17 protein-coding genes are annotated in these 17,411 nt (G+C 73.6%); 7 read left to right on the top strand and 10 right to left on the bottom strand.

Annotated elements, in window-relative coordinates:
• Positions 1-202: 202 nt before the first annotated feature.
• Genes ACPXCS_RS08470 through ACPXCS_RS08460 form a run of 3 tightly spaced genes read right to left on the bottom strand, consistent with a single transcriptional unit; the run spans position 203 to position 2,684 of the window.
• On the bottom strand, positions 203-919 hold the full coding sequence (locus ACPXCS_RS08470) for an FAD:protein FMN transferase (RefSeq protein ID WP_425944742.1): 717 nt from the start codon (positions 917-919) through the stop codon (positions 203-205).
• 3 nt (positions 920-922) lie between these two features.
• On the bottom strand, positions 923-1,330 hold the full coding sequence (locus tag ACPXCS_RS08465) for an FMN-binding protein (protein ID WP_425944741.1): 408 nt from the start codon (positions 1,328-1,330) through the stop codon (positions 923-925).
• Positions 1,331-1,343: 13 nt separating this feature from the next.
• The gene (locus ACPXCS_RS08460) at positions 1,344-2,684 is read right to left on the bottom strand and encodes a ferredoxin reductase family protein (RefSeq protein ID WP_425944740.1); all 1,341 of its coding nucleotides are present in this window, start codon (positions 2,682-2,684) and stop codon (positions 1,344-1,346) included.
• Between the two features lie 152 nt (positions 2,685-2,836).
• Here ACPXCS_RS08460 and ACPXCS_RS08455 point away from each other — a divergent pair, with 152 nt between their 5' ends.
• The 7 genes from ACPXCS_RS08455 to ACPXCS_RS08425 all read left to right on the top strand — a co-directional run bounded on the left by ACPXCS_RS08455 (position 2,837) and on the right by ACPXCS_RS08425 (position 9,640).
• Positions 2,837-3,535 (top strand): response regulator transcription factor, encoded by a 699-nt coding sequence (locus ACPXCS_RS08455; RefSeq protein WP_425944739.1) that lies wholly within the window; start codon positions 2,837-2,839, stop codon positions 3,533-3,535.
• The gene (locus tag ACPXCS_RS08450) at positions 3,532-4,989 is read left to right on the top strand and encodes a sensor histidine kinase (protein ID WP_425944738.1); all 1,458 of its coding nucleotides are present in this window, start codon (positions 3,532-3,534) and stop codon (positions 4,987-4,989) included. The genes ACPXCS_RS08455 and ACPXCS_RS08450 overlap by 4 nt, the downstream gene beginning before the upstream one ends.
• Before the next feature lie 81 nt (positions 4,990-5,070).
• Positions 5,071-6,195 carry an ABC transporter ATP-binding protein gene (locus ACPXCS_RS08445; RefSeq protein WP_425944737.1) on the top strand — a complete coding sequence of 375 codons (1,125 nt, stop codon included), beginning with the start codon at positions 5,071-5,073 and terminating at the stop codon, positions 6,193-6,195.
• Complete coding sequence (locus ACPXCS_RS08440; protein ID WP_425944736.1) at positions 6,192-6,893, top strand: ABC transporter permease; 702 nt, start codon at positions 6,192-6,194, stop codon at positions 6,891-6,893. Before ACPXCS_RS08445 ends, ACPXCS_RS08440 begins: the two co-directional genes overlap by 4 nt.
• Complete coding sequence (locus tag ACPXCS_RS08435; RefSeq protein WP_425944735.1) at positions 6,890-7,555, top strand: ABC transporter permease; 666 nt, start codon at positions 6,890-6,892, stop codon at positions 7,553-7,555. Before ACPXCS_RS08440 ends, ACPXCS_RS08435 begins: the two co-directional genes overlap by 4 nt.
• Positions 7,556-7,630: 75 nt before the next feature.
• Positions 7,631-8,587, top strand: a complete 957-nt coding sequence (locus ACPXCS_RS08430; protein ID WP_425944734.1) for an ABC transporter substrate-binding protein — start codon at positions 7,631-7,633, stop codon at positions 8,585-8,587.
• A gap of 123 nt (positions 8,588-8,710) precedes the next feature.
• Entirely contained in the window at positions 8,711-9,640 is a 930-nt protein-coding gene (locus ACPXCS_RS08425; protein WP_425944733.1) for a hypothetical protein, read from the top strand.
• A 13-nt stretch (positions 9,641-9,653) separates the two neighbouring features.
• Here the strand turns inward: ACPXCS_RS08425 and ACPXCS_RS08420 are convergent, their stop codons facing one another.
• The 7 genes from ACPXCS_RS08420 to ACPXCS_RS08390 form a co-directional block, all read right to left on the bottom strand.
• Positions 9,654-10,238 carry a GTP-binding protein gene (locus ACPXCS_RS08420; RefSeq protein ID WP_425944732.1) on the bottom strand — a complete coding sequence of 195 codons (585 nt, stop codon included), beginning with the start codon at positions 10,236-10,238 and terminating at the stop codon, positions 9,654-9,656.
• Positions 10,225-10,584 carry a DUF742 domain-containing protein gene (locus ACPXCS_RS08415; RefSeq protein WP_425944731.1) on the bottom strand — a complete coding sequence of 120 codons (360 nt, stop codon included), beginning with the start codon at positions 10,582-10,584 and terminating at the stop codon, positions 10,225-10,227. Before ACPXCS_RS08415 ends, ACPXCS_RS08420 begins: the two co-directional genes overlap by 14 nt.
• A gap of 1 nt (position 10,585) precedes the next feature.
• Positions 10,586-11,017, bottom strand: a complete 432-nt coding sequence (locus ACPXCS_RS08410) for a roadblock/LC7 domain-containing protein (protein WP_010034179.1) — start codon at positions 11,015-11,017, stop codon at positions 10,586-10,588.
• A 14-nt stretch (positions 11,018-11,031) separates the two neighbouring features.
• Positions 11,032-13,632 (bottom strand): sensor histidine kinase, encoded by a 2,601-nt coding sequence (locus ACPXCS_RS08405; protein ID WP_425944730.1) that lies wholly within the window; start codon positions 13,630-13,632, stop codon positions 11,032-11,034.
• A gap of 191 nt (positions 13,633-13,823) precedes the next feature.
• Positions 13,824-14,831 carry a substrate-binding domain-containing protein gene (locus tag ACPXCS_RS08400; RefSeq protein ID WP_425944729.1) on the bottom strand — a complete coding sequence of 336 codons (1,008 nt, stop codon included), beginning with the start codon at positions 14,829-14,831 and terminating at the stop codon, positions 13,824-13,826.
• Between the two features lie 828 nt (positions 14,832-15,659).
• Positions 15,660-16,130, bottom strand: a complete 471-nt coding sequence (locus tag ACPXCS_RS08395; RefSeq protein ID WP_425944728.1) for a DUF6114 domain-containing protein — start codon at positions 16,128-16,130, stop codon at positions 15,660-15,662.
• Positions 16,130-16,801 (bottom strand): DUF6230 family protein, encoded by a 672-nt coding sequence (locus tag ACPXCS_RS08390; protein WP_425944727.1) that lies wholly within the window; start codon positions 16,799-16,801, stop codon positions 16,130-16,132. The genes ACPXCS_RS08395 and ACPXCS_RS08390 overlap by 1 nt, the downstream gene beginning before the upstream one ends.
• Positions 16,802-17,411 lie beyond the last annotated feature (610 nt).

Genomic DNA, 17,411 nt, shown 5'->3' with positions numbered 1-17,411 from the left:
GGGCGGGCGGACGACACGGCCGGGCCGCCCGCCCGGGGCGCCGGGGAGGAGCCGGCGGAGCCCTTGAGGACACCGCGGGCGAGCAGGGGCACCGCGACGAGGGCGTGGACGTGGGCCGGCAGCCGCGCGGTGTGCTCGGGGCCCTGGGCGAGCCGGCCCGCGGCGGCCTCCGGGCCGGGCTCCGGCACCGCCTCGCCGGTGGTTACGCCGCCGCCGGGAACCCCGCGCTCCGCAGCACCTTCCGGTGCGCGTCCACCGCGAACACCTCGCAGCCGGGCCGGGACGCCGCCCAGGTGACGCCCTCCGCGCCCAGGGCGAAGGCCGCCGTGGCCACCGTGTCCGCCTCGGTCAGGGTGGGGGCCACCACCGTCATGCTGAGCAGGCCGGTCGCCGGACGGCCCGTGCGGGCGTCGAGGATGTGGTCGCCGCGCTCGTAACGGGCGGATGTGGCGACGGCGCGGTCCGTGAGGTCCAGGACCGCGCACAGCCGGCCGGCCTGCTCGGGGTGGCGGACGCCCACCCGCCAGGGACCGCCGGCGGCGACCACGTCACCGCCCGCGTTGAGGCAGAAGCGCCGCGCCCCGGCAGCCGACAGCAGCTCCGCCGCCCGCTGCACCGACCAGCCCTTCACCACGGCGCAGGGGTCCAGTCCCCGGCCGGGCGGACGCACGTCGAAGGCGCCCCCGGTCGCGATCCGGTACTCCTCGCACAGGTCCAGGACCTCCCGCAGGTCCGGCCCGGGCTCGGTCACCTCGCCCCGGTCCAGCCGCGACACCTCGCTGTCCGGACGGAACGGGCTGAAGCGCGCGTCGGCCTCCCGCAGCCACGCGAACAGCTCGTCCACCGGCGCCTCGGGGAAGCCCTCGTCGTCGATCCGCACCGAGACCGGGAACCCCATGACGTGCTCCACGCGCCGCATCCGTCAGCCCTTGGCGTCGAGGGCCGCCTGCAGCGACTCCCGGTAGCCGTCGCTGGTGACCGTGGCGCCGGAGACCGTGTCGATGTCGGCGCTCTGCGCGCTCAGCGTCTCCTCGATGAGCTTCGGCACGGCGGCGGTGGTCTGCGGATGGCCGGGCTGCCGCAGCATCCGCACCGAGGAGATCTCGTCGCCGGTGAAGGTGACCTCGACCTGCACCGGCCCCTTCTCGGTGTGGACCGTGGACCCGGCCACGACCGTGGACGTCGTGCCGCCGGGCCCCTCGGACGACGAGACCGAGGGCGCCGGGGCGGCGGCCCGAGAGGGGGACACGGTGTCCTGCGCGGGCGCGTAACGCCAGACGGGGATCAGGCCCGCGACGCTGAGGACGAGGACGGGCAGGGCTCGCTTCACGACAGTCTCCTCGTCATCCGGCCAGGCTGAAGCGTTCGAAGTGGATCTGCGGCCCGGGCACGCCCAGCTCGCGCAGGCTGCCCAGCACGGCCTTCATCATCGGTGGCGGACCGCACAGGTAGACGTCCCGCCCGGCGAGGTCCGGCACCAGCCGCGCCAGCTCCCCGGCCGCCAGCCGGTCGGGCACCGGCGGGCCCGTGACCAGGTGCAGCTCGGCTCCCCGGGCGAGCGCGAGGTCGCGCAGCTCGTCGTGGAGCACGGCGTCCCGGTCCGAGGCGACCCGGTGGATCACGACCGTGTGGCCGTGCAGCTCCTCCAGCAGGGCCCGGATCGGCGTGACCCCGACGCCGCCCGCGATGAGCAGGGCGTCCGGGCGGGTGCGGTGCAGCGCGGTGAAGGCGCCGTAGGGGCCCTCGGCGAAGACGCGGGTGCCGGGCTCCAGGTGCCGCAGGGCCGCGCTGCCGTCACCGGCCCCCTTGACGGTCAGCCGCAGGGTGCGGCCGTCGGGGGCGGCGGACAGCGAGAACGGGTTCGCCTGCCACCAGCGGTCCTTCGTCAGGAACCGCCACAGGAAGAACTGCCCGGCCCGCGCGGGCAGCCGGTCCAGGTCGCGGCCGGTGACGTAGACCGAGACGACGTCGTCGTTCTCCGGGACGACGGCCGTCACCCGCAGCCGGTGGCGCAGGTTCCGCCACAGCGGCAGCACCAGCCGGCCGGCGAACACCGCGGCGAGGGCGGCACCCCACAGGGAGTACCAGTACGCCTTCGCCGCCGGCGACGAGGTGAACGTCGTCCCGGCCGCGACCTGGTGCGTGAACGCCAGCACCACCGCCACGTAGGTGTACAGGTGGATGAAGTGCCAGGTCTCGTAGGCCAGCCGCCGCCGGGCGGAGCGGGCCGAGACCACCCCCACCACGATGACGAGCGCCAGCGCCACGATCGCCCGCAGCACGCCCTCGACCGTCTCGGCGAGGTCCACCAGCTGGTTCACCGGATCCAGCGAGGATGCCTCGGCGTACCCGAGGACGATGAACACCAGGTGCGCCAGCAGCAGCCACAGCACCGAGAAGCCGTTCCAGCGGTGCCAGGACGTCAGCCGGTCCATCCCGATCCGCCGGTCGAACCACGGCAGCCGCGCCACCAGCAGCAGCTGGAACGCCATCAGCAGCGCCGCGCACAGCCCGGCCAGCCGTCCCAGCACGATCAGCGCGTTCGAGGCGAAGCCGGCCTGGACGAAGAAGACGGCCACCACGGCCGCGTTGGCGAGCAGCACCGCGTACAGGCCGGCGCGGCCCACCACGCGGGGGCGCACGCCGGGGCGGGTCGCCACGGGAGGTTGTCGGAGGGTCGTCACGATCGGCAGCTCCTTGATCGGATCCTGGGCTACCGAGCTTGGCGCGGCGGAGCTGTCCGGAAGCTGTCACCCGACTTTCAAGTTTTTATCGATCCCGCTCCGGGGCGGCCCGCGGCTATGGCGGCGTCGGACGCGTGCAGCACTATGAGGTCGTGGAAAAAGTACGACTTCTCGTCGTCGACGACGACCCGCCCATCGCCGACCTCGTCGCGACCGTCGCCCGTTACGAGGGCTGGGAGGCGGTCACCGCGTACACCGGCGAGGACGCGCTGCGGCGGGCCGCCGAGTTCCACCCGGACATCGTGGTGCTGGACCTGATGCTGCCCGGCGTCGACGGCTTCGGCGTCCTGGACCGGCTGCGCGCCTCCGGCACGATGGTGCCGGTGGTGTTCCTGACCGCGCGCGACGGCGTCGCCGACCGGGTCGCCGGTCTCACCCGCGGCGGCGACGACTACCTGGTCAAGCCGTTCGCCGTGGAGGAGCTGATGGCCCGGCTGCGCACCGTGCTGCGGCGCAGCGCCGGACCGTCCTTCCAGCGGTCCGTGCTCCGGGTCGGGGACCTCACCATGGACGAGGACACCCGCGAGGTGCGGCGCGGCGAGCGGCTGCTGTCGCTGACCCCGACCGAGTACGAGGTGCTGCGCTACCTCATGCGCAAGTCGCCCACCGTGCTCACCAAGGCGCAGATCCTCGACCACGTGTGGGAGTACGGCTTCGGCGGCCGCTCCAACGTCGTCGAGCTGGTCGTCAGCAGACTGCGCCGCAAGCTCGACGAGGCCGACGCCGGCGCCGCCGAGCTGATCCACACCGTGCGCGGCTTCGGGTACGTGCTGCGGCAGGCCTCCGAGTGATCGCCCGGCTGAGGCGGACCTACCGCAGGATGCGCCTGGGCACCCGGCTGGCCCTGGGGCTGGGCGCCCTGTCGCTGGTGGTGTTCGCCGTGGTCGGCACCGCCCTGACCACCTCCATGCGCGGCTACCTGTCGGCCCAGCTCGACACCCAGCTCGCCCAGGCCCAGATCGCCCAGTCCAAGAGCATCGCCGACTACGGCACCCTCTCGGGCAAGAAGTACTACAGCTGGTTCTACGCCGTGTACGACGTGCGGGGCGGCGGGCCCGAGCTGCGCCGGCCCGAGGACCCGGCCGACCTGCCGAAGGACGTCGACGACTTCACCGCCCTGGCCTCCGCGCAGAGCGCCGCGCACACGGAGCTGCTGCGCACCGAGCACCTCAGGGGCGCGGGCACCTACCGGCTGCGCGCCTGCGAGGTGGAACCCGGGGTGGTCCTGGTCAGCGCCGCGCCCATGGACGAGATCCAGGACACGGTCGGGCAGCTGATCACCCTCCAGGTCGTCACGTTCGCGCTCGCGCTGCTCGCCCTGGTCGTCTTCGGGCGCCGGATGCTGCGCCGGGGCCTGAAACCGCTCAGCGACATGGCGACCACCGCCCACGGCATCGCCTCGCACAACCTGACCGAGTCGGCGGCCCGGCTGCCGCTGCGCGCCGACGGCCGGGACGGCGGGCCGGAGGTGGACGAACTGCGGACCGCCTTCAACACCATGCTGGAGCACATCGACGACTCCCTCGCCGTGCGCGCCGAGGCCGAGCAGCGGCTGCGCCGGTTCGTCGCCGACGCCTCGCACGAACTGCGCACCCCGCTGATGTCGGTGCGCGGCTACGCCGACCTCTTCCAGTACGCCGCCGCCAACGCCCCCGAGGAACGCGACCGGCACCTCGCCCGGCTGCGCGCGGAGGCCGCCCGGATGGGAGTGCTCCTCGACGACCTGCTGCTGCTCGCCCGGCTCGACGCGGCCGAGGTGGAGACACCGCTGCGGCTGCAGGAGGCCGACCTGACGGAACTGGTCGGCCAGGCCGCCGACGCCTTCCGCGCCGGCCACCCCGGCCATCCGCTGACCGTGCTCGGGGATCCCGGCCCCCTGCGACTGCGCATGGACCCGCTGCGCGTCCGCCAGGTCGTCGACAACCTCCTCACCAACGCCGCCGTGCACACCCCCGCCGGGACGGAGGTCTCCGTCGAGGTGCGCGGGGTCTCCGGCGCCGCCGAGGTGCGGGTCGCCGACACCGGTCCGGGCATCCCGCCCGACGACCGGGCCCGGGTCTTCGACCGCTTCTACCGCGTCGACAAGGCCCGCAGCCGCGACCGCGGCGGCAGCGGACTGGGACTCGCGGTGGCCCGGTCCCTGGTCCGGGCGCACGGTGGCCGGATCGAGGTGGACAGCGCGCCCGGCGCGACGGTGTTCACCGTCCGCCTGCCCCTCGGCGGGACGGGCCCCGCAGGCCGGTGACCCGGGCCCTCTAGACTCGACCGGCAACAGCCCGTACGACCATGGCCAAAAGTCTCCGCCAACCCGAAGGGCCCCGGCGTCTTGATACGGATGGAATCAGTCACCAAGCGGTACCCGGACGGCACGGTGGCGGTCGACCGGCTCTCGCTGGAGATACCCGACCGCTCGATCACCGTCCTCGTCGGACCGTCCGGCTGCGGCAAGACGACCACCCTGCGGATGATCAACCGGATGGTCGAACCGAGTGAGGGAACGATCCTCCTCGACGGCGAGGACATCCAGCGGCAGCCCGTCACCACCCTGCGCCGCTCCATGGGTTACGTCATCCAGAACGCCGGCCTGTTCCAGCACCGCACCATCGTCGACAACATCGCGACCGTGCCCCGCATGCTCGGCTGGGGCAAGCAGAAGGCCCGCGCCCGGGCGGCCGAACTCATGGAGCGGGTCGGCCTGGACGCCGCGCTGGCCCGGCGCTACCCCTACCAGCTCTCCGGCGGCCAGCAGCAGCGCGTCGGCGTGGCCCGCGCGCTCGCCGCCGACCCGCCGGTGCTGCTCATGGACGAGCCGTTCTCGGCGGTCGACCCGGTGGTGCGCAAGGGACTCCAGGACGAACTGCTGCGGATCCAGGACGAGCTGGGCAAGACCATCGTCTTCGTCACCCACGACATCGACGAGGCGATCAAGCTCGGCAGCATGGTCGCCGTGATGCGCGAGGGCGGCCGGCTCGCCCAGTACGCGCCGCCCGCCGAGCTGCTGGCCGCCCCGGCCGACGCGTTCGTCGAGGACTTCCTCGGCGCCGACCGCGGCATCCGGCGGCTGTCGTTCTTCCCGTCCGCCGAACTCGCCCTGACCAGCGGCCCGGTGATCCCGCTCGACGCCACCGCCGAGCAGATCGCCGCCGCCGGCGCCCCCTGGCTGCTGGTGACCGACGCCGACCGCCGCCCGCTCGGCTGGGGCGAGCCGCACACCCTCACGGCCGGCGCCATCGAGCCCGCCGAACTCCTGCCGCCCGGGCGGCCCTTCACGCCCGGCACGGACTCGCTGCGGTCCGCCCTCGACAGCGCCGTGCTCTCCCCGGCCGGACACGCCGTCGCCGTGGACGACACCGGGCGGGTGACCGGGGTGGTCTCGCAGGCGGCCATCGGCGAGGCCATCCGCGGCGCCCACGCCGCCGACCGGGCCGACGAGGCCAAGGTCGCCTCGTGAACCTCGACCGCTTCTTCGACATCCCGAGCGACCTGCAGCACAGCTGGGCCGGCCTGATCGGGCTCCACCTGCGCGAGGCCCTGCTGCCGGTCCTGGCCGGGCTGCTGCTCGCGCTGCCGCTGGCCCAGCTGTGCGTCCGCTTCCGCTGGCTGTACCCGCCCGTGCTCGGCGCCACCACCGTCCTGTACGCCGTGCCGTCCCTGGCCTTCTTCGTCGTGCTCATCGACTACACGGGCCAGACCGAGCTGACCGTGATGATCCCGCTGGCCGTGTACAGCCTCGTGGTGCTCGTCCCGGCCATCGTCGACGGCGTGCGCTCCGTGCCGCAGGAGACCCTGGCCGCCGCCACCGCCATGGGCTTCGGACCCGTACGCCGCTACGCGCAGGTGCAGTTGCCCATCGCCGTACCCGCCATCATCGCCGGGCTGCGGGTCGCCACCGTCTCCAGCATCTCCCTGGTCAGCGTCGGCGCCCTGATCGGCAACCAGGGCGCGCTCGGCAACCTGCTCGCCGCCGCGCAGAAGTACGACCGTCCCGAACTGGCCCTGAACTCCGTGCTCACCACGGCCGTCCTGGCCATCGTCTGCGACGCCCTGCTCGTCCTGCTCCGCACCGGGCTGACCCCCTGGATGCCCGGCGGCGGGCGCCCGAAGACCGCCCCGCGGCGACAGCCCGTGCCCGAGGACGTGATCCGGTGAACGTACTCAGCTTCGTCCAGGCCTTCTTCGGCGACAGCGCCCACTGGCACGGCTACGACGGCATCCCGCAACGCCTGCTCGAACACGTCCAGTACTCGCTGCTGGCGCTCGCCCTCGCGGCCGCGATCGGCCTGCCGGTCGGACTGCTGACCGGGCACACCGGGCGGGGCGGCAACGCGCTCGCCTTCGTCGCCACCGCCGCCCGGGCGCTGCCCAGCTTCGGCCTGCTGGTGCTCATCGTCATCGTGATGGGATTCGGCCTGCTGCCCGTGATGATCCCGCTGGTCGTCCTCGCCGTCCCGCCGATCCTGGTCACCACCTACGAGGCGGTCCGCACCGTCGACCCCTCCCCGGTGGACGCCGCCCGCGGCATGGGCATGCGCGAGTCGCGGATCCTGTTCCAGGTCGAACTGCCCGTCGCCCTGCCGCTGATCCTGAGCGGGCTGCGCTCGGCGGCCATCCAGATCGTCTCCACGGCCACCATCGCCGCGTACGTCAGCCTCGGCGGGCTCGGCCGGTACATCGTCGACGGCCTCTACCAGCGGAACTACGAGAAGGTCGTCGGCGGCGCCACGCTCGTGGCCGTCCTGGCGCTCGTCACGCTGGCGGTGTTCTGGGCGGCCGGCCGCCTGGCCGTGTCACCAGGCGTACGCAGACGATAGTGTCCTGATGATCCGTCAGAAACCGTAACGAGGCCGCCCTTGACTGATCACAAAGCGGCTGGATTGGATCGGTGGATGACTTCTACCGCGAAAAGCAGCAGGTCCAGGACGAGGCACGCCGGCGCGGTGGGCATCGCGCTCACCGCCGCCGCGGCGCTGCTCGCGGGCTGTTCGTCCGGCGACACCTCCGACGACCCCCTGGCGGGCGAGAAGGCGAAGGCGGGCACCGTCGTCGTCGGCTCCAACAACTTCGCCGAGAGCACCCTGCTCGCCGACATCTACGGCGAGGCCCTCAAGGCCAAGGGCCTCAAGGTCACCTACAAGCACAACATCGGCAGCCGGGAGACCACCTACGGCCTGATGAAGAACGGCTCCGTCACCGTGCTGCCGGAGTACAACGGCTCCCTGCTCGCCTACCTCGACCCCAAGGCCGAGCAGAAGTCCGCCGAGGCGGTGAACGAGGCCGTCAAGGCCAAGCTCGACAAGAAGCTGACGATCCTGCAGTCCTCGCCCGCCGAGGACAAGGACTCGGTCACCGTCAACGCCGCGACGGCCAGGAAGTACAAGCTGACGTCCTCCTCCACCCTCGCCGACCTCAAGGACGCCGCGCCGGACCTGGTGATCGGCGGTTCCCCCGAGTTCCAGACCCGGCACCAGGGCCTGGAGGGCCTGAAGTCCGTGTACGGGCTGGAGTTCAAGTCCTTCAAGGCGCTCGACGCGGGCGGCCCGCTGACCCAGGCGGCGCTGACCCGCAACACCGTCCAGGCCGCGGACATCTTCACCACGGACCCGACCATCGTGAAGGAGAAGTTCGTCGTCCTGAAGGACCCGGAGAACCTCTTCGGATTCGCCAACGTGACCCCGCTGGTCCACAAGAGCGGGCTGCCGAAGGAGGGCGTCGAGGCGCTCGACGCGGTCTCCGCCGCGCTGGACACCAAGACGCTCCTGGAACTGGACGCGCAGGTGCAGCTGGAGAAGAAGGACCCGCTGGACGTCGCCAGGACGTGGCTGAAGTCGGCCGGCCTCGCCTGAGCCGGCCGCCCGTCACGATGCGGTAACGGCGGCGGCCGGGTCCCGGCGGCACCGAACGCGGGCCGGGGGCGGGGCGTCCCAGGAACGGAACCACCCCCGGTCACCGCGAACCCTGGGAGCGCCATGCGCACCGACCCGACCCGCACCGCCCGCCTGTTCCTCGTCCTCGCCCTGTCCGCCGCCGTCGCCGGTGCCGCCGCGGGGTGCGGCACGGCCGGCGGCACGGAACCGGCCCCGCCACCCACGGGCGGCACCACCCCGCGTCCCTCGGACCGCGCCCGCCAGGTCGCCGACGCGTGGGACGGCTCCCGGGCCGCCGCGCGATGGCGCGAGGGCTACCACCCCGTGGCGCCGGTCGTCCGGCTGCCCGGGCCCGGCCTCCTCCGCGACGACGCCGACCGGCGCGCCTACGAGACCGGGAACTTCGACCTGCGTGGGAAGCTCCCCGCCGCACCGGCCCGCAGCGGCCGGGTGACATGGCCGAGCGGGGACTCGCTCACCGCGCCGCTCATGGACGCGGAGCAGGCCTACCGGGACGTGGACCGGGACGACAGCCCCGGGCCACGCCTGACCGTGACCGGGGCGCGTCTGGGCGGGATGACAGTGGCGACCACCCGCGGCCCGGCGACCGTCCCCGCCTGGCTGTTCACGCTGGAGGGCTACGACCGTCCCCTGGCCCGTGCCGCGGTGCACCCGTCGGAGGTTCCCGCCTCGCCGGTCGGGCCGCTGGGGCAGGACGTGGCCGCGCGTGTGCTGGCGCCGCTCGGCGGCCTGACGGGCATCGCCGGGAACGGGCGGTCCGTCACCGTCGTGGCCCAGCACGGCTCATGCGACGACGGCCCCGTCGTGACGGCGCACGAGACGGATGGCAGCGTCGTGCTGTCCGCCGCCGTGAGGGGTGTCCAGGACGGCCCCTGCACCTCCGAACTGCGCGGCGAACGGATGACGGTGAAGCTGCGCCGGCCGATCGGCGACCGGGTGGTCCTGGACGCCTTCACCGGCCGGCCCGTGCCGTACACCGAGTGGCCGGGTGCCGCACCCGCCCCGAACTGAGCCGCCCCCGGCCTCAGGCCTGCACCGCCGAGGCGATCAGCTGGTCGATCAGCGCGATCAGCACGTCCCGGGACGACTCCCGGTCCCGCGCGTCGCACAGCAGCACCTGCACGTGCTCCGGCACCGCGAGCGCCTCCCGGATGTCCTCGGCCGGATACGGGTGCTCACCGTGGAAGCCGTTGACGCCCACGACGAACGGGATGCCCCGGCGTTCGAAGAAGTCGATCGCGGCGAAGCTCGACTCGGGTCTGCGGACGTCCACCAGGACCACGGCGCCGAGCGCGCCGAGCGCCAGGTCGTTCCACATGAACCAGAACCGCTGCTGCCCCGGCGTGCCGAACAGGTACAGCACCAGGTCGCGGCTGATGGTGATGCGGCCGAAGTCCAGGGCCACGGTCGTGGCCCGCTTCTCCTCGATGCCGTCGAGGTCGTCGACGCCCAGACCGGCCATGGTCAGGGGTTCCTCGGTGCGCAGCGGGACGATCTCGCTGACCGACCCGACCATGGTGGTCTTGCCCACGCCGAAACCCCCGGCGATGAGGATCTTGACCGTGTCGGGTGCCGAGGACGCGTCGGTGGCAAGGTCAGAGCCGGCCAAGGCCGTCCCTCACTTTCTGCAGCAGGTCCAGGTCCACAGTGGTACGGGAGACGGGGCGCGGCGGACGGACCGTGATGCGGCCCGCCTCCAGTAGGTCGCTCAGCAGGATCGCGACCACGCTCACCGGGAGGTCCAGCCGGGCGGCCAGCTCCGCGACGGCGAGCGGCTCGGCGCACATCCGCAGGATCCGGGTGTGCTCGGGCTGCGGCCGGGTCGCGCCTGCAGGGGGCGGATCGACCGCGGTGACCGTCGCGATGAGGGTGAAGTCGGCGCGGCTGGGCCGCGTCCGCCCTCCGGTCAGGGCGAACGGCCGTACGAGCCTGCCCGCCGCATCGCCTCCGCCCACCTCACACGCCGGGGTCGACGACGGGTCCGGCCACACCCCGCGGTGCCGCGCTGAGGTGCTCGCCGATCTTCTTCACCAGCATGTTCATCTGGTACGCGACCACCCCGACGTCCGCACCCGGGCCGGTCAGCACGACCAGGTGCGCGCCGGGACCCGCGGAGGTCAGGATCAGATAGCTGTTGGCCATCTCGATGAGCGCCTGGCGCACCGGACCGCCGCGGAAGTCCATGCTGACGCCCTTGCTGAGGCTCATCAGGCCGGACGCGGTGGCCGCGAGCCGCTCGGCGTCGTCGCGCAGGAACCCGGTGGACTTGCTGACCACCAGGCCGTCCTCGGAGAGGACCACGGCCTGGTTCACGTCGGCGACCCGCTCCACGAGTCCGGTCAGCAGCTGGTCGAGCTGGGTGTGCGTGGCGGGGATGGGGCGTGTCATTGCGGTGTCCTTCGTCAGCGGTCGGCGGGCGGAGTCGAGGGGACGGGGCCGGCGGCCTGCCGGGGTGGTGCGGCCGCCTCCTCGCGGTGCGGCGGCTCGGCGTCGTCGTCACGGGCCCGGAGCGTGCCGCGCTGGAAGCCGGCCAGGGAGGAGGCGGCGGCCTCCGCGGTGAACTCGTCGAGGCCGTCGTCCGCGCCGGTGGCCGGGGCCTCCTCACGCAGCTCCTCCACCAGGCTGGTCTGCGGCACCCGGCGGGGGAGCGGGGCGAGACCGTCCCTGCGGGGGATGACCTCCCGCGCGGTGGGGCCGGGCGCGGGGGCGGAGGCCGCCGTGCGGGCCGCCACCAGAGGGCGGGGCTCCCGCGGGGACCCACCAGGGCGCTCGGCACCCCGCGCTGCCGCGGAGCCCGCTCCGGCGCCCTGGGACGCCCCGGCGCCGGGGGAGGCCGCCGTGTCCCGCGCGGCCCCGGCGCCCCCGGACCGTCCGGTGTCCCGGGGCGTTCCGGCCCCGGCGGGTTCCGCCGGGGCGCGGCCGTTCGCCGCGGTCCGTTCGTCTGCCGGCATCCGCCCGTCCTTGGGGGTGTCGGTGCCGCCGTCCGGCGAGCCGCCCGTGTTCTTCGGGCCGTTCGCGGCCGGGCGGCCGTTCGAGCCGGGTCCGCCCGCGGCGCCCGGCGCCCTCTCGCCCGGGGCCTCCCGCACCACGATCTCGTGCGGGACCAGCACGATCGCCGTGGTCCCGCCGTAGGGGGAGGCGCGCAGGGTGACGGCGATGCCGTGCCGGTGGGCGAGCTGGGCGACCACGAACATGCCGAGCCGCAGGTCGTCGGCGAGCGCCACCACGTCGAACTGCGGGGGCACCGCGAGCTGTTCGTTGAAGGACGCGTAGTCGTCCTCGGACATGCCCAGGCCCCGGTCCTCCACCTCGACGGCCAGCCCCCTGGCCACCATCATGGCCCGCACGGTGACGGGGCTCGGCGCGGGCGAGTAGGCGGTCGCGTTGTCGATGAGCTCGGCCAGCAGGTGGATGACGTCGGCCACCGCGGGCGGGGCGACGTACACCTCCTCCTCGGTGTGCACCTCCACACGCTGGTACTCGGCGACCTCCCCGATCGCGCTGCGCAGGATGTCGATCAGCGCCACCGGCTCGCTCCAGCTGCGGCCCGGCCGTTCCCCGCTGACGATGACCAGGTTCTCCTCGTAGCGGCGCAACTGGCTCGCCGTGGAGTCCAGTTCGTACAGGCCCTTGAGGATGTCCGGGTCGGTGTGCTCGCGCTCCAGCGTGTCGAGCTTGCTCAGCTGGAGGTTGACCAGGTTCTGGCTCTGCCGGGCGATGCCCAGGATGACCTTCTGGAAGCCGCGCCGGGTGTCGGCGAGTTCGACGGCGGTGTGCACGGCCGTGCGCTGGGCGGTGTTGAACGCCTGCGCCACCTGGCCGAGTTCGTCGTGGCCGTAGTCCAGCTCGGGCGTCGCCGACTCCGGGTCGACGGTCTCACCCCGCTCCAGACGCGCCACCACGTCCGGCAGCCGCTCCTGCGCGAGGCTCACGGCGGCCCGGCGCAGACCGCGCAGCCGCCGGGACAGCGAGCGGGTGATCCGCCAGGACATGCCCACGCACACCAGCAGCGCGAGCAGCCCGCCGGCGCTCAGCAGCGCCGCCTTGAGCAGCAGGGCGTCCGCCTTGTCGGCACTGCGCTCCAGCAGCCCCGACGTCTGCTGCCGGATGAGGCCCGCGTACTGCTCGGACAGCTTGTCCATGGCGGTGTTCCACCGCTTCTGGGAGTCCGGCAGGGCGATCCGGCCGGGCGCGGCACCGGAGTTGCGCGCCGCCAGCACCCGGTCCTCGATCGACTGCAGGGTCTGCCACTGGGAGCCCGCCAGGATCCGCTCGGTCTGCGCCTTGGCCTCGCCGGTCAGCTGCGGCACGACCTGGTCCTGCACCAGCCAGCGCCGGGTGTTCACCAGCTCCGCGAACTGCGTCCAGGCCGCGTCGTCCAGATGCCCCGACGGCCAGGCCAGGGTCAGCTGCGCGTCCGCCCGGGAGACCAGCTCCGCGGTGTGCTCCAGCGCGACCAGCGGACCGGCCTGCGAGGTGAGGTCGCCGTCGTCGACCTGGGACAGCTCCTGGAAGGCGTGGATCTGGTCGTCGATGATCGAGGAGTACTGGTCGAGCGCCTGCTGGGGCGTGATGTCGGTGGGGTCGTCGACCTGGTCGCGGTAGTACTCCAGGCTGCCCAGCGAGCCGAGCACCGAGTACAGCCGGTCGGAGATGCGCGAGGGCGCCTTGTCGATCGCGTCCGCCTGCCCGACCAGCTTCGCGACCGCCTTGTCGGTCTGCTCGCGCTGGGCGTCCAGTGCGGCGCGGGAGCCGCGCGGCGAGGCGAGCCAGGCGGCCGACAGGCTGCGTTCGCGCTGCAGGGCGAGCGTCGCGTCGGTGCCCATGGCGCCGGTCGACCGGCTGAGCTCGGTCTGGTCGCGCAGCCGCAGCCCCTCCGAGAACATCTGGATCGTCGTCACGCCCCACATGGCGGCGAGGGTGACGCCGGGCACCAGGGCCAGCAGCACCAGGGAGAGGCGTATGGAACCGAGACGGCGCCGGGCACCTGTCCGTCGAGACATCGTCGTCCTAGGGCGATCAGCGGGGGGTGAGGAACGGGGAGGCGGAGCGGTCGGGGAGGGCGGGGGACGGGCGCGGGGGAGCGGGTGCGCCGGGTGCGGCACATGGGATGCGCAGGATGTTATCCGCACAAGTGGACGTACGGCCCGGGCCTGACGGAATCTTTGGCGAGAGCGTCACGGGAAGGTTCCGGTCACCGGGTCCCGGCGGCGGCGAACCGTGCCACCGCGGAGACGTTCGACCTGGTGACGAAGGCGGGCCCGGTGAGCACCGGAGCCGCTCCGCCGCCGCTGACGTTGCCGTTCGTCCGGTACAGCCACAGGGCGTCCACGGCGAGGTAGCCCTGCAGATACGGCTGCTGGTCCACGGCGAACTGCACGGAGCCGTCGCGCACCGCCCCGACCAGGTCCTTGTCGAGGTCGAAGGTGGCGACCTCGGCCTTGCTCCGGGCCTGCCGCACGGCCTTGACCGCGGTGAGCGCGTACTGCGCGCCGTTGGTGACGACCTCGTCGATGCTCGTGTCCTGCCGCAGCCGGGCGGCGATCGTGGCGGCCACCGCGTTCATGTCGGTGCCGTCCACGTAGAGGTTGTCGGTGTCGCCGCCGAAGGTCTTCTTCACGCCGGCGCAGCGGGCCTCCAGCGCCACGTTGCCCCGCTCGTGCACCACGCACAGGGCGTGCTTGGCCTTGAGGTCGTCCAGCTTGTCGCCGACGGCCCGGCCCGCGACGGACTCGTCCTGGCCGAAGTACTCCAGCAGGCCCGTCGGCCGCCAGGCGTCGATCCCGGAGTTGAGCCCGACGACGGGTATGCCGGCCGCCTTGGCCTGCGCCACCGGGCCCCGCATCGCCGCCGGTTTGGCCAGCGTCACCGCGATGCCGTCGACCTTGTCGCGGACCGCGTCGCGCACCAGGTCGGCCTGCGCGGCCGGGTCGGCGTCGCTGGTGTACGTCAGGTCGATGCCGTCCTTGGCGGCCGCCGCCTCGGCGCCCCGGCGCACCCGGTCCCAGAAGGCGTCGCCCTGACTGCCGTGGGTGACGAGGGCGACCCGCATCCCCGAGCCGGAACCCGCCGCCGCGTCCCCGTCCGACGCGTCGTCGGCGCCGAGGACGGAACAGCCGGACACCAGCAGGCACAGGGCCGACGCCAGGGCCCCGGCGCGGGCGAGTCTCAGGGGGGTGTGCGGCGGGGAGGGAGCGTTCATGGGGGCGGAACCTCGCTGTGCGGCCGAGCTGGAGCAGGGTGAGAGCGCAGGCGGGCCGCAGGGTGTGCACCGACCGGATGACTCTCGCTGGCCCGGAGCCAACCGTGTGTGACCACACCCCGTCAAGTGAGCAGCCACATGCCGTGAGTTGATGCTGCCGCATCGTGATGATCTGTCCGACCCGTCGAACAAGGGAACCCGGCCTGGAACGCGACCGCACGGCCCCGGCGTGCACCGGCCCTCCGGCGCACACACCCCGCGCGGTCCCTCCCGGACCGCCGCCCCGCTCCGCCCGGATCCGGCCGGGGCGGCCCCGCTCCGGCCGTGGCGGCCCCGCTCCGGCCGGAGCCGTCGCGCTCCGGCCGGGTCCGGGTGGGGCCGGGTGGGTCGGTCCGGGCCGGACCGGGTGCAGCCATGTTCGCCGCAGTCGCCTTCCGGACGCCGGCGCGGTGCCGGCGCCGCGGTGCCGACATCACCTGGACGCCGGGCGGCACTGGGCCCGCCGGGCGGCACTGGGCCTACTGGGCACACATGGGCCGCAGCGCGGCATTGGGCCAGCCGGGCCGCACTGGGCCCGCCGAGGCCGCCGCGCCGCACGGGGGCCAGCCGAGGCCGTCGGGGGCCACCGAGGCCGCCCGGGCTGCCGGCGTTCGCCCGCGGCGCCCCACAGGGCTAGCCGAGGCCGTCGGAGGCCACCAAAGGCGCCCGGGCCACCGGGGCCCGCCGGGGCCACCAGGCCTGCTGAGGTCGCCAGGCTTGCTGAGGTCGCCGGGTCTGCCGGCCCCGCCGGGGCCCCGCGTCGGGGCATTCGCCTCCGAGGCGCGCCGGTCAGGGCCGTGACGCTGTCTCTGTCGGTGGTGTCGCCCCCCCGGCCGGCCGGGGCGCGCGTGCCGCCCGGGCCTCCTTGCGGCGCCGGCGGCGGCTGACCCGTGGCTCCTGGTCCGGCAGCCAGCCGAAGGCGAGGCAGCTGCCGACCACGCCCAGGAGCAGGCCGACGAAGAAGCCGCCCAGATTGGAGGTCAGCCAGGAGCCTAGCGAGACCAGCACCCCGATGACCGAGTAGAACAGGCGCTGGGCGGGGTTGAAGAGGGTCAGCAGCCCGCACAGCAGCATCACGGCGGGCAGGAGATAGCCGGCCAGGCCCTGCATGCCGACGTGCAGGACGACGTCCAGCGACGCCCTGAGGGTGAGCAGGATCTCCGCCCCGCCCAGGGCGAGCAGCAGCCCGCCCCAGAACGGACGGCCGGCCCGCCATCGCCGGAAGGCGGGCCGGAGCCTTCCGCGCCGACCGCCGGGCATCAGCAACCCGACTCGCTGAAGCCGAGCTTGAGCCCGGGCAGCTTGAACACACCCGCCGTCGTCGCGTAGTTGGTCTGCCGCAGGTTGGCGATGTGCACGGTGTCGGACTGCTGGCTGAACACGCCCTTGGGCCCGCGGCCCTTCGGCCCGGCCTTGTCGAGGGTGCTCGCGTCGTTGCCGATCTCGATGTTGTTGAACGCGGCGTCGCCGGACAGCTGCGTCGAGTCGGTCGTCAGATCGCTGGCGGTGACCTTCTGCGCGCCCTCGCCCGCCCGGATGACCAGGTTCGTGCCGCCCAGGTCCACGCTCTGGCACAGCTTGGTGAGCGTCGCGTTCTTGATCACGGACGTGACGACCAGCACCTGGCCACCGGTGTCACCGGCGTTGGGGCTGCCCTCGGCCATCTCGTCCAGGCCGCCGAACTGCGCGAAGCCGGTGCCGTTCAGCTCGGTGGCGGTGACCGTGAACGGCATGCCCGAGATGGCGAACTGCACACCCAGCGCCCCCTCGGCCGTGAGGATCGCGAGGCCCGCGGCGACCGCGGCGGCCGGCACCGCCATCACCGCGGCGCGGCGCGCCCGGACCCGTCCGCGACGCGTCGGGGCGTCGCCAGAACCCGGGGCGGCGGAGCCGTCCGGTCTGTCGGAGGTGTGCTCGGCGGAGGAGGTCATGTCTGCTCCCGGTGCTTCGGTGCGGATCGGACATCGGTGGCACGTTGCCCTGGCGCGGACACCGACCGCGTGCACACGGCTCCCCGCAACCCCCGGCGGTTGCAAGGGCTTTCTCGTTACGCCGCGGTAGCCGTCGAGGAAGTTACCGGGGGTTACATGAAGGGTCAAGGGAAGTGTGAACACGGGGTGTCGACGGTGTGCCGCAGGTGAGTCGCCGCCTTCCGAAAACGCTCACTGACCTCACAACTCGCTTACGCAGCCTTGACGTTGACGGACCGCCAGGTCTACAACTCTGCTCGTCCCACCGGATCCGTGGCGCCGGATCCGCCTGCACGGCACCGGCCGCGCATCCCGGACCGCCCGTCCCGGACGGGCGTCCTGCGGCCCGGTGTGCCAGCACGGGCTTTCCCTCGCACGAGTCGCACCCCGGCACGGCCGCTTCCTGTGACGCCGTGCCCGCAGCCACCCCCCGCCCGGCCCGGCCGGAGACCTGTCCCCGTGCACGCCTCCGGCCGCTCACCGGCCTGCCGTTGCCGGCCCGTCACGTACGGAGAAGGCGTGACGGGGCGGCGACGGCGGGGCGCGGGGTGGTCCCCCACCCCCGCTGACG

The sequence above is a fragment of the Streptomyces sp. DT190 genome, from assembly GCF_049846985.1.
Classification (GTDB): domain Bacteria; phylum Actinomycetota; class Actinomycetes; order Streptomycetales; family Streptomycetaceae; genus Streptomyces.
The sequence above is the reverse complement of the archived record's forward strand: the minus strand, read 5'-3'. Positions and strand labels throughout refer to the sequence as shown.

Bases quoted from the DNA above. Each gene is read 5' to 3' on its own strand.
- ACPXCS_RS08470 (WP_425944742.1), bottom strand. From the start codon at position 919: ATGCGGCGCGTGGAGCACGTCATGGGGTTCCCGGTCTCGGTGCGGATC.
- ACPXCS_RS08430 (WP_425944734.1), top strand. From the start codon at position 7,631: ATGACTTCTACCGCGAAAAGCAGCAGGTCCAGGACGAGGCACGCCGGC.
- ACPXCS_RS08425 (WP_425944733.1), top strand. From the start codon at position 8,711: ATGCGCACCGACCCGACCCGCACCGCCCGCCTGTTCCTCGTCCTCGCC.
- ACPXCS_RS08410 (WP_010034179.1), bottom strand. From the start codon at position 11,017: ATGACACGCCCCATCCCCGCCACGCACACCCAGCTCGACCAGCTGCTG.
- ACPXCS_RS08405 (WP_425944730.1), bottom strand. From the start codon at position 13,632: ATGTCTCGACGGACAGGTGCCCGGCGCCGTCTCGGTTCCATACGCCTC.
- ACPXCS_RS08400 (WP_425944729.1), bottom strand. From the start codon at position 14,831: ATGAACGCTCCCTCCCCGCCGCACACCCCCCTGAGACTCGCCCGCGCC.
- ACPXCS_RS08395 (WP_425944728.1), bottom strand. From the start codon at position 16,130: ATGCCCGGCGGTCGGCGCGGAAGGCTCCGGCCCGCCTTCCGGCGATGG.
- ACPXCS_RS08390 (WP_425944727.1), bottom strand. From the start codon at position 16,801: ATGACCTCCTCCGCCGAGCACACCTCCGACAGACCGGACGGCTCCGCC.